Below are 11,555 nucleotides of genomic sequence, written 5' to 3'. Positions count from 1 at the left end.
GATTATAATGAAGACGAAAGATGCTCTAAAATTTTAACTGATTTTTTTGAAAAGAAAAGAAAGAAAGCTTAACCTTTATCCGAAAATTTCTTTTTCTATAATTTCACAAAGGATATGAATAATTAAACTATGGCATTCCTGTATTCTTGGGGTTATGTTTCCTGGTATACAAAGATTAATGTCACATGATTTATTCATTTTTCCTCCGTCTTTCCCAGTTAAGCCAATAATGCTGATGCCTTTCTCTGTACATACAGGAATTGCTTCTAAAATATTAGAAGAATTACCGCTTGTGGAGATAGCAAAAAAGATATCCCCAGCTTTACCCAGTCCTTCTATTTGCTTCTTGAATATTTGATCGTAACCAAAATCATTACCTATTGAGGTGATGATTGATGTATCAGTTGTTAATGCTATTGCTGCAAGCCCAGGTCTATCAAGATAAAACCTGCCAATTAGTTCTGCTGCAAAGTGTTGGGAATCAGCAGCACTTCCACCATTTCCGGCAATAAGTATTTTGTTTCCATTTTTAAGTGTTTTCACGCAAAGGTTTGCAACAGTTTCTATTTGTTCAAGTAATAAGTTATTTTTCAGTACTTTTTCTTTGAGTGCGATAGAGTCTTGAAATGACTCGAGAATAATTTTATTCATGATGATTATCCCTTCCTTGATAGTATATTAATATCATATAACGGGTTTATTGATGTTGGAAGGCTTTATTATATGCTGACGCCTTCTTCAATGAAGAACTTTAATGAGCTGTCGTCATTTAACGAGATATTGACATTGAGAGCTGAGTTATTGCTTATATCCGCTGTTTCTTGTATTTTGACACTTATTGTGTGGTCAGTTATTATTTTTTTGGGAGACATATTTAAAGATAAGTTAATTCTATCTTTTCGATTTTCAATCATCATTGCTTTTTCAAGTATTTTTTGTAACTGTTCATCAAGAAAGAAAAATTGCTTTAATGGAGAAATGATTTGCGTGTAGTTATACGGATATAAACTTATTTGTTGATCTATTTTGTTTATTAGTAAATTTTCCATAAGATATCCTTTTATTCTATTATATATGATTCTTCCCGATTTTGTTCAATTATATCATTCAAGTTTGTTCAAGTTTTGAATTTTGTGTTTTTAAAGAGTTAGTTTGTTGTAGAACAACTATAACAAAACTACTATTTGGCTTTGAATCTTAGTATCTTTCACTTGAGTGCCATCTTTTTCCATACAAAATTCATTTTTCCAAATCATGTCTTGATTAAGTGTCGTTTTAAGCGCAATAGCTCCTCTGTAATAATATTGTCCATTCTTAAAGATAGAAACAAAAGCTGCAAGATCACTTCCGTGTGCTAAGGGCAGAATAGCCGAAAACAATACTCCTGCACCGTTATCCTTTACTCCATTATTTTCCCCAACAAGCACCAAGGCGCCACCTTTAAGCTTAATATCCGCCATCTCTATAATTGCCTCGCCTGTTAAAACTGTGTGATTATATTTACCATAATCAAACATATTACTATAAATACTTCCTCTTATTTCAATCGTGTTTTTAACTAATGTTCTAAAATACATTCCAACAGCTTTTTTGGATTCAGTGACTGTTTCTTCCCATTCATTGGCTCCATTTAGTAGGTAAAAGTTTAAATCATGGTTTCTTCCAGTGTTATAGACCATTATTCCTGTTTCATTGTCTGGCAAAAGAGGATTATTTGCTACTTTCCAATCAAGATTCCAGAAGATAGGATTAGAAATAAAGTTACTTTCATCTTGGTCTTTGTCTCGTTCCATTGTTTCCACAGAAAATCTGCCAAGCCTCATTTGAAGCGGAAGAGAAGTTTCCGTATCTAAATATAGATTTGTTATTTCAGAATTACCTCCTGAGGAAATGTTGGTTTGTAAAAATACTTTGTATTGTTTATTTAAAGGAAAATTATAAATTAAATTTAAATTACTAACCTGAAATGTTCCTGTTCCCGCAGATACTTTTTCTGACCAAATGTATCTATAGTCAAAAAAACCTTCTAGTTCTCCCCTGCCTAGAGTGACGCTAAACCCCACTGAAATTGATAGCAATATACAGAATAATAATAATTTTTTCATTTGTACCCTACCCCATAAACTCATCGACTCAACAACTCACCAAATTAAATGCATTTCTTTTAAGACTTAATAGCTTTAATAACCTCTTCAATGTCATCATAACTACTTTGCCTCTTGTTTGTAAGGTCCTTGAGCGTAATTATTTTATTTTCAAGTTCTTCCTCACCTAAAATAATAGCGAACTTTGCTTTGAAAAGTAAGCCTTGTTTAATCCCATCCCCTATAGAATTTCGTTTAAAGTAGTATTCACATTTAAGCCCATTTTTTCTTAAAACATTCATGATTTGAAAAACTTTGTTCTCTGCCTCAGTCTCTAATCCAATACAAAAAACATCTATATCTAAATCTGTTTCTGGTAAAAGTTTTAATTGTTCTAAAACCATAATTAGCCTATCTAGCCCGATGGCAAAGCCAAAGGCTGGGGTTTTCCTTCCTCCAAGCTCTCCAATTAAGTTGTCATATCTTCCACCACCACAAATGGCGTTTTGTGCGCCAAGCAATGATGATCTTATTTCAAAAACTGTTTTAGTATAATAATCCAACCCTCTTACTAGATTAGGATCAACAACATAAGGGATATTGTTTTCATCAAGCTGGTCTAACACACAAATAAAATGATCATTACAATCCTTGCATAAGGCTTGCGACATAGAAGGCATTCCCATGAAATAAGTCTGACATTTTGGATTTTTACAATCCAAGATTCTTAAAGGGTTGTTTTCATATCTAGTTTGGCAATCTGTACATAAGTTTTTTACGATACTTCCGACAAATTCCTTCAATTGCTCACGGATCACTGGTCTACAAACGTCACATCCGACTGAATTAATCGCTATTTCTGCGTTTTTAATCCCAAGAATATCTAAGGCATGCATTCCCATTATCATCGTTTCTACGTCAAGCAAAGGTGAGCTTGAACCAATTGCTTCCACGCCCAACTGATAAAACTGCCGGTATCTACCAGTTTGAGGTCTTTCATAGCGGAACATTGGTCCAACATAAACAAGTTTCGCAACTTGTTGTTTTTGAAAATCTGATAAATGTTCCAGATATGCTCTAACAACAGAAGCTGTTCCTTCTGGTCTTAAAGTTATGGACCTATCTCCCTTGTCTTTAAAGGTGTACATTTCTTTTTCAACTATATCTGTTGTTTCACCCACAGCTCGTTCAAAAAGACCCGAGGCTTCAAAGATGGGTGTTGTGATTTCCTGATAATTAAATACATTAAAAATACTTAATATTTTATCAATAGTCTTCCGAAAGATAGCACTTTCAACTGGAAGAAGGTCTCTAGTTCCTCTAGGACTATTGTATTTCATGACTTTTTTGTTTGGTTATACTCGTTATAGTCCACGTCTGGTAATTTGTTTCTAACCATGGACCACCATGCTTTTGCGAACATTAATGTTGTTTTAATGTTTCCGCCTTCTTTGAATCTTCTTACTGAGGAAGACACCTTCAGGGATGGAACAAATTTAACTTTACCTAATTTGCTTAATCTCTTACCAAGCTCGATATCTGGGGACATTTTTTTGAATTTAGGATCATATCCCCCAACTTGTTCATAGGCTTTCTTTCTCATCAGGAAATTAAAACCGCTTGTATTGTGTAATCCAAACAACATAGAAACATACATAAAGCTTGTGTATCCAATTAAATTTAAGAAATTAATAGTTTTTGAACCATCATAAGTATCACAAGTGCCATAAACAACTACGACTTTTTCGTCAGTAAAATTTTTCATTGCTTTTTCTGCCCAATTCTTGGGATAGATGGTGTCAGCATCACAGAAAGTAATAATGTCGCCTGTTGCTTCTTTGGCGCCTCTTAAAACTGCGTGAATATAACCCTGATTTGTTTCTAGAAAAACTGTTTTAAGATATTTCTTGGCTATTTCAGAGGTTTTATCTTTACTGTTATTGTCAATAACAATGATTTCTAAATCTTTATATGTTTGTGAGGTTAGTCCTTCCAAAGTTTTTGCGATTGTTGCTTCTTCGTTATATGCCGGAACGATTATTGAGAGTTTCATAATTACCTCCTAAAAATTATGGTGGGCCCAGTAGGACTTGAACCTACGACCCACCGGTTATGAGCCGGTTGCTCTAACCAGCTGAGCTATGGGCCCGATTGAAACTCCAAGTCTGGTTAATTCTTGGATTTTTTGATGCGAGTAATATTATAACCGTAAAAAGAGAAAAGGGAAAAGGGAAAAAGCGTCGATTCAATGTGTTGTAAATTATATAATTTTTCCATTAATAAGAATGTCTGCTGTAAATCCACTAGGATCATTGTTTCTATCAAGTAAAATGGGTTCAATTCTGTCATCTATTTCTCTGCGCAACTTATAAAGAGCAGTAAGAGTTTCTAAAACATTCCCTTCAAAGTTATCTACAATCACCGCTACATCTATATCACTATTAGTGGTAGCCGTTCCCTTAAGTTGTGAACCATATAAATATAAACTACTAGGATTCACTATTCCTTTGACTAGTTTTTTATATTGTTTTAATTTTTTTATAATTTGTTGCTGATCCACTTTAAGAACTCCTTACTTTCCATAAACATTTTTGAACAAATTTCTTTATTTAATTGTTTTAATAATTGTTCTTTATAGCTTGGATATCTTGCTTCTATGTTTAGTGGGTCTAATTGATCGATTAAATCTTTCTGGTTTTCATTAAAGAGATTGTAGCATCCAGATTCTGTAGCAAGTTTTAATAAATTGTGTGTGTAGGGAGGATTTCCGTTGTTATTTTTTATAAAATACGCTTTTAATATTTTTTCCACAGATTGATGGCACATAAACCCTACATATAAATATCTACCTGTTTCTAGCATAGCTTTTGCTGTGTCTAAATCGTAATTTGATAAATCTAACCAATAGTTAATTTTTTGTTCATTACTCATATAGGAATATTAACATTTATTTATTATAAAGAAAATTGAAACTACTTTTAATTAAAATAAAGAAAGACATTAGACATGGAAACGTGATACTTGAGAAGGAAAACAATCTGATGAGGTGTAAATGGTTAATTTATTAGTTATTTAAAATACCAACAGCTATTCCGGTATTCGGTCCACCAAAAGTACGAAAAGCTATTTTGGTTCCAGCACCATTAATAACAGCACATTGTAAGAAATAGCCTGCTTCTATGCTGTAGTTTTTTAACGTTTGGTTATTTGTATCATATAAACTATATCCGCCAATAAAATCAACAAAACCTATTTTATTGTCGTCAGTCCAGCTTATGTTAGAACCTTGTCCGATAATATTCTCGGTTTCTCCTCCAATATCTCTGTATCCAACAAGATTTGCGGTAGTAACAAAAGATATATAGTTTCCATCTTTTGAAATATCTGCCTCCATATATTTAGCATCAAGAAGTGTTGATGAAATAGGATCATTTCCAGGTGTGCTTGTCCAAGCCATTAGATAAGCAGATGTCGAGCCTGGAGCCTGCCATCCCCAAACTACTATTGCTTTATTTCCATCAGCTGTCATTCCCTCTTATTATGATATCATTCCCCTGACTTCCATTGTCCTTCCCGCGCAGGCGGGAATCTAAGGTTAATCTCTTTTAGAATTTAATTAATTAAGAAATCAACTGAAAAAGTGGATTCCCGCCTAACGCTAAGCTAGACCTTCGGTACCGCGGGAATGACTAAAGCCATATAAAACAGACTAACAAATAAACAAATAAACAATTAAACAGTTACCATTCAATATTGGCTAGTTACGATTGTCTTTTGCAAGTTACCCATGAAATCTTTCCCTTCATATTGGATGAATTGTCGTGGTTCGGCTACAGTTATCCAAAAATAAAACTTTTGGGGAAAAAGCGTTGATTCGATAAGACCAGCGGCTCCAACCTCTATTTTGTAACATAAATAATCTTTTCCCTTGATAGAGATTGACTCTTGGACTAATTTTTTAGCATATAACAAAAACCCTCTGTGTATTTCTGGCAAAAAACTCCAAAAAATAATTTCCTTTTCTTCTATGGGATAGCCACGCATTAAATGAAAAAAAGAATTCATATCATAATAGTCTTTTCTGTTGCTGGGAAAAGAGTATTGGTCTTGACCATTATTTAACTTCACTAAGATTTGTTCCTCAGCATAAACCAATTGTTTAGTTGCAGAACCATCTGCGTTGTAATAATTAACACTTACAGGACGCAAATTGTCATGTTTCAAATAGATTCTTGCCCAACCACCATCTGAACCTTCTAGCTTAATCTGATGAATCTTTTCATCGTTTACGATAATTGTAGTTATTTGTTCGGTAGTTGTGAGTATTTTATTACCATCAAAGGTTGTATAGAAAATATATTCAGTGGTTGCTATTTTGTCTGTGAAGGTGGCAGAAAAAGTGAAGGTGAAAAGGTGAAAGGTGAAAAGAAAAAAAGTGAATAGTGAAAGGTGACGAGTGACTAGTTTCATGTGTTTATTATAACGTTTAATTGGTGAGTGGGTAAATGGGTTAATCCCCTACTTAATCCCCCTCTCAATTTTGCCTCAGCAAAATTGAGTATCCCCCTTATGAAGGGGGAATTATTTAATGTATAATTTATTTTATGACATATTATCTAGATAAAGATTGGTTAATTAGTAATGGTTTAGTTTCTAATGGTAAAACTCCACCATATAATCCTAAACTTATTGATAGAGCTAAGCAACTAAGAAAAAAAATGACTAAAGCAGAATGTAAGCTATGGTTTCAGTTCCTAAAAAATTATACCTTTCGTTTTCAAAGACAAAAAGTAATAGACCATTATATTGTTGATTTCTACTGTTCAAAAGCTAAATTGATTATTGAAATAGATGGGAGTTATCATTATGAAAATGATCAATTTCAATATGACCAAATTAGAACTGAAAGATTAAACATTTATAACCTTTCAATCATTAGATTTAATAATAATGAAATCCTAAATGACTTTAATAACGTATGTAAAACTATTAACAACCTTATACTTCCCCCTTTATAAGGGGGATACTTCGCGAAAGCGAAGAGGGGGATTAAAGCGACCGGGGGATTAGACATAAAAAAAGGGAGACAAAACTGTCTCCCTTTTTTTAACTAACAAAATTGTAGTTATTGATTATAGAGCGAAGTCTAAACCAACTGTGAAATCTTCAGCTGTTGTTGCTATGTTGTTTGTGTAATCAACAATAGCTTTTAAGTTATCATTTAATGCTAATGCATAGCCTAATGATAATGCTTGAGTTGTGCTTGAAGCATTATTTAAGTCATCAATATAATTTGCATATACTGATTGTGTTTTATCTAATGCATACTTAGCATAAACAGCCATTAACTGTCTTTGTACAGCGCCTTGTAGACCCCACATTACTTGAGCAGATAGGTCTACTCCTGCTAACATCATTCCATATTCTACTAATAGGTCATAGCCAATAGTTCCTGCGTTTTTGTCTTGGTTCATAATAATTGCATATTTACCCATTTTGTCTGCGTTATATGCAACACCTAATTTACCTGCTTCAGTTGCTGGTGGTACTAATGCCACACCATCATCAAATAATGTAGCTGCACCAGTATATGCTACTGTCCATGGACCAGTCATCCAACTAACACCGGAACCTACCATATCAACTCCAGCTTCTTTAAAAAATGCTGAATCACCATAGAATCCACCACTCTTCTTAGAAGAAACAATAGGAGATATACGACCAGCTTGACCCATTCCGCCTAGAATCTTACTTTCTACCCAAATATACCTTGTTGTACCAGCATTGTTCATAACATAGTTAAATGCTAAGTTCTTGTTGGTGGCAACCAAAGTAATATCTGTTTCTGGTGATTTGAAATTATTATCTTTGTTTGCTTGTGGGTTAAATTGAACTGATCCCTTTGCCCCTAAATCTACTGATGCGGCGAAAACGCCTAGAGAGAAAACTATTAAAATTGATAATACTATTTTTTTCACTTTTTACCCCTTTCGAAATTTTGTAATCTTTTACCAAAACTTTTTTATTCCTGAACATCACCCCCTATTATTTAAAAAGTCAAAACTTAGTGACTATTACCTGTACCCAACAATTTTTTGGAGATTTTTGCTGTTGCGGTAACAACTTTATTGTTCATTAACATTACCGTCACTTTCATAACTACAAGTATATCGTTAATCAGCTAATAAAATCAAGTCAATAATTCTATTTCCTACAATACCTCAACTTCCACTATTGGTTGACCATATTCCACTGCTGCGCCTGCTTCCACTAGAAACCTAAGAACTTTACAGTCATAGTCTAGCTTTTTCTGGTTTTTTAAGTTCATGGCTTTAATGTAATAAAGCTCTCTACCCTTAACAATCTTCACATTGGCGTCGATGGCACTTTGTTCAATGCTAGGGAAAAAGAAGCCCACGCCTTCGGAGACTATTTTCTTGATATTCCTTGTCTCTACTGGGGCAATTTCCTTTGTTTCTACTATTGGTTCAACTTGTGCTGGAGGGGTAACTGTATTAATAGCTTTTGTTTTCTTTAAGCGAATATTAGTTGTTTTATCCTCAAAGTTTATTGCACTTAGCTCAGAGTCTTTAAATGCGTCGACAAGCTGTGTTACCTTCTTTAAATCCATAATTACTCCTTTAACTTCTTTTTTTGTCGCCACCCTCTTATTTCGACAGGCTCAATACGTCACCTAAATTAATGAGAGGGTTATTTGAAGCTATTTATTAATAGTCTCAACTTCTTGTTAAAATTTCTGATCCGTTTTCAGTAATAGCAATCGTATCCTCAAACTGACAAGACCATTTCCCGTCCATTGTAACAACAGTCCAGCCATCTTCCAACACTTTTGTTCTCCATGTTCCCATATTTATCATGGGCTCGATGGCAATAACCATTCCAGCAACCAATTCGATGCCAGTACGTTTATTACCATAATGAGGAACAGAGGGCGCTTCATGAAGCTCAAGGCCCACGCCGTGTCCAACATATTCTCTGACCACACTAAAACCGTTTTTTTCAACATATCTTTGAATAGCGTGACCGATGTCGCCTATTCTGTTACCCGGTTTAGCCACTGCACAAGCAAGTTCTAAGGACTTTTTTGTAACTTCTACTAGTTTTCTAACCTTGGGATTAACGTCACCAACCATAAAGGTTCTGGTTGCGTCACCTATGAAATGATTTTTCGTCACTCCGAAATCAACTTTGACAATGTCGCCATCCATTAAGACCCTTTGACCGGGAATAGCATGAACAACTTCATTATTAACTGCAGTACAGGTGCTATTGTAATAGTCAGGAACATCTTTAAAGGAAGGAAAGCAATCATTAGCTGCACAAAACTCTGTTGCTAGATTGTCTATATCTATAGTTTTAACTCCAGCTTTGATGAATGAAGGCAACTTTACGTCTAAGAACTCAGCTACAAGCTGAGAGGCAATTCTGATGCCAGCTATTTGTTCTGCTGTTTTGATTATTATTTTGTTGTTTCTCACCAGTACATCCTCATCCGCCGAACACCTTGTATTTTTCATTATTTCTTTTTCGTATCGGCACCTTCTCCTGACAGAGAAGGTTTATTTATCTAATATATTTAATAAGTAATACCAACTTCTTCAATACTTACTGATTCAATTAGCTTTTAACTCTGGATTCCCGTTTTCACGGGAATGACATTCTCCAATTCACTGCTTCACCATTAACTACTCACTATTAACCATTTACGATTAACTATTAACCATTTACCATTAACAATTTACCAATTACAATTATCCAACTATGAGAGTTAGAAAGCACGCAAATCCATTCAACTTTAGCAAAGATAAAGAAAAAATACAAATTGAAAAAGTGTTTAGCAATCCAAAGAATACTCTTACTTTTGAGATAGGCTTTGCCCACGGAGAATACCTTTTAGCTAGAGCAAAAGAAGAACCCAATAACAACTTTATCGGCTTTGAAGTAAGAGAGCAACTGGTGGAAAAGGTACAGAAACTTGCCGAAAAAGAGGCTTTAACTAATGTGCATGTTGTAAATGCAAGCTCTTTAGTAAATATTGATATTCTTCCTGATAACTCAATCAAGGAAGTAATAGCTTTCTTCTGTGACCCCTGCTTTAAAACAAAACACCATAAACGTAGGATTATTAATCCCAAATTTTTAAAGGAAATAAAGCCAAAGCTACAAAAAGACAACACTTTATACTTTCAAACAGATGTTTTAGCACTATATAAGGCTACGCTTGCATATGTTAAGTCAGACCCGGATTACGCTCTATTACTAGAAGAAATCGTCACTGGGGTGCCGAATAAAACAGGGTCGATGTCTTTTTTCGAACAAAGATGTTTAGATAAAGAGTGGCCTATACATAGAATCTTGTTTAAGTTAGCCATCTAAATCCCCCTAAAGGGTGACTTGTTTAAAATGGATATGCTTAAATCCGAATAAATCACCAATACTAGAAATTAAGAGGGATTTTCTAGCTACAACGCCGATATATTGTCATGTTTAACAAAATAGTCTCTGTTAGAAAATCAATGGTGTTATTTACGGGTGGGACAGCAGCTAATGCCTATACCAAAGCTCTTCATGAAAAAACAAACGAACTAATATATATTATTCCTATTTCTGACAATGGTGGTAGTACAGGTGAAATACAAGGTTTCATTGGTGGTCCTGCCATAGGCGATATAAGGTCTAGGCTTGTCAGATTAGCTGAAGATAGCCCGATTAAAACAATCTTACAATTTCGACTACCATCAATAGACAACCAAGAAAAAGAAGACCCTTTTACTGTTTGGAATGATATTTTGTATATGAAACATCCTCTTTGGGAAGGAGTCCCAACAAAGTTTAGATATATTATTCGAGCAGGACTGAATACTTTTAATGCAACACTTCAAACTAAAATAGACACAACTAGGCAGTTTGATTTTAGCGCTGGCTCAATAGGGAATTTCTTTTTTAGTGGTGAAAGATTACATTTTGGTTCACTTTCAGCAACAATAGAAATGTTTAAGCACGTGTTGGGAATAGAAAAAAATACAAAAGTAATTCCTATTGTAGATATTAACAAAAGATTAACCTTAGGAATTAAAATGGAAAACGGAGAGTACCTGAAGGGTCAAAGCCAAATATCTCACCCGTCTGATACTACGCATGTAGACAAAACTACGACGACTCCTTTGCCTTCAAAAGTTGTTAAGTTAGAGTATTTGAATAAAGACTTTAATTATTATATTCCTACGATTTGTGAAGATGTTCTTCTAGAACTAACAACTGCAGGGACTATTGTTTATTCAATGGGCTCTTTTTATACAAGCTTGCTCCCCAACTTAATCCTCCCAGGCGTAGGTGAAGCAATCAAGCAAAGCTCCAGTAAAAAGATTTTAATTATGAACGGTTCCTATGATAGAGAAACCACTTATCTAGATAAGGAAGGGAATAAGCAGGAGTTAACCTTTGAGGAGT

Annotated in this window: 15 protein-coding genes and 1 tRNA gene; 3 read left to right on the top strand and 13 right to left on the bottom strand. The window is 34.3% G+C overall.

Going from position 1 to position 11,555, the window contains the following annotated elements; all coding sequences use genetic code 11:
• Positions 1-75 precede the first annotated feature (75 nt).
• From PHF25_06925 to PHF25_06880, 10 genes are all read right to left on the bottom strand, one after another.
• Positions 76-660 (bottom strand): D-sedoheptulose 7-phosphate isomerase, encoded by a 585-nt coding sequence (locus PHF25_06925; GenBank protein ID MDD4527746.1) that lies wholly within the window; start codon positions 658-660, stop codon positions 76-78.
• A gap of 59 nt (positions 661-719) precedes the next feature.
• On the bottom strand, positions 720-1,049 hold the full coding sequence (locus PHF25_06920) for a hypothetical protein (GenBank protein ID MDD4527745.1): 330 nt from the start codon (positions 1,047-1,049) through the stop codon (positions 720-722).
• A 117-nt stretch (positions 1,050-1,166) separates the two neighbouring features.
• Entirely contained in the window at positions 1,167-2,105 is a 939-nt protein-coding gene (locus PHF25_06915) for a hypothetical protein (protein ID MDD4527744.1), read from the bottom strand.
• Positions 2,106-2,164: 59 nt separating this feature from the next.
• The gene (gene hisS / locus PHF25_06910; GenBank protein MDD4527743.1) at positions 2,165-3,424 is read right to left on the bottom strand and encodes a histidine--tRNA ligase; all 1,260 of its coding nucleotides are present in this window, start codon (positions 3,422-3,424) and stop codon (positions 2,165-2,167) included.
• Complete coding sequence (locus PHF25_06905; GenBank protein MDD4527742.1) at positions 3,421-4,137, bottom strand: glycosyltransferase family 2 protein; 717 nt, start codon at positions 4,135-4,137, stop codon at positions 3,421-3,423. Before PHF25_06905 ends, hisS begins: the two co-directional genes overlap by 4 nt.
• A gap of 19 nt (positions 4,138-4,156) precedes the next feature.
• Positions 4,157-4,233: transfer RNA gene (locus PHF25_06900), tRNA-Ile, on the bottom strand.
• 111 nt (positions 4,234-4,344) lie between these two features.
• Positions 4,345-4,644: a nucleotidyltransferase domain-containing protein gene (locus PHF25_06895; protein ID MDD4527741.1), complete on the bottom strand. Its 300-nt coding sequence runs from the start codon at positions 4,642-4,644 to the stop codon at positions 4,345-4,347.
• Positions 4,623-5,015: a HEPN domain-containing protein gene (locus PHF25_06890; GenBank protein MDD4527740.1), complete on the bottom strand. Its 393-nt coding sequence runs from the start codon at positions 5,013-5,015 to the stop codon at positions 4,623-4,625. Before PHF25_06890 ends, PHF25_06895 begins: the two co-directional genes overlap by 22 nt.
• Before the next feature lie 133 nt (positions 5,016-5,148).
• Positions 5,149-5,613, bottom strand: coding sequence for a hypothetical protein (locus PHF25_06885; protein ID MDD4527739.1), 465 nt, complete (start codon positions 5,611-5,613; stop codon positions 5,149-5,151).
• A 218-nt stretch (positions 5,614-5,831) separates the two neighbouring features.
• Positions 5,832-6,554: a hypothetical protein gene (locus tag PHF25_06880; GenBank protein ID MDD4527738.1), complete on the bottom strand. Its 723-nt coding sequence runs from the start codon at positions 6,552-6,554 to the stop codon at positions 5,832-5,834.
• A 134-nt stretch (positions 6,555-6,688) separates the two neighbouring features.
• Between PHF25_06880 and PHF25_06875 the strand changes: the two genes are divergently transcribed.
• Positions 6,689-7,102, top strand: a complete 414-nt coding sequence (locus tag PHF25_06875) for a DUF559 domain-containing protein (protein MDD4527737.1) — start codon at positions 6,689-6,691, stop codon at positions 7,100-7,102.
• Positions 7,103-7,216: 114 nt separating this feature from the next.
• Here the strand turns inward: PHF25_06875 and PHF25_06870 are convergent, their stop codons facing one another.
• The 3 genes from PHF25_06870 to map form a co-directional block, all read right to left on the bottom strand.
• The gene (locus PHF25_06870; GenBank protein MDD4527736.1) at positions 7,217-8,062 is read right to left on the bottom strand and encodes a hypothetical protein; all 846 of its coding nucleotides are present in this window, start codon (positions 8,060-8,062) and stop codon (positions 7,217-7,219) included.
• A gap of 233 nt (positions 8,063-8,295) precedes the next feature.
• Positions 8,296-8,715 carry a hypothetical protein gene (locus PHF25_06865; protein MDD4527735.1) on the bottom strand — a complete coding sequence of 140 codons (420 nt, stop codon included), beginning with the start codon at positions 8,713-8,715 and terminating at the stop codon, positions 8,296-8,298.
• 106 nt (positions 8,716-8,821) lie between these two features.
• Positions 8,822-9,583, bottom strand: coding sequence for a type I methionyl aminopeptidase (gene map / locus PHF25_06860; protein MDD4527734.1), 762 nt, complete (start codon positions 9,581-9,583; stop codon positions 8,822-8,824).
• 283 nt (positions 9,584-9,866) lie between these two features.
• Between map and trmB the strand changes: the two genes are divergently transcribed.
• Positions 9,867-10,481: a tRNA (guanosine(46)-N7)-methyltransferase TrmB gene (gene trmB / locus PHF25_06855; GenBank protein ID MDD4527733.1), complete on the top strand. Its 615-nt coding sequence runs from the start codon at positions 9,867-9,869 to the stop codon at positions 10,479-10,481.
• 107 nt (positions 10,482-10,588) lie between these two features.
• Positions 10,589-11,555: 2-phospho-L-lactate transferase CofD family protein (locus PHF25_06850; protein MDD4527732.1), on the top strand; the 967-nt coding region annotated here is incomplete at its 3' end.

The sequence above is a fragment of the Candidatus Margulisiibacteriota bacterium genome (genome assembly GCA_028706105.1).
In the GTDB taxonomy this organism is placed as follows: domain Bacteria; phylum Margulisbacteria; class Riflemargulisbacteria; order GWF2-35-9; family DYQY01; genus DYQY01.
The sequence above is the reverse complement of the archived record's forward strand: the minus strand, read 5'-3'. Positions and strand labels throughout refer to the sequence as shown.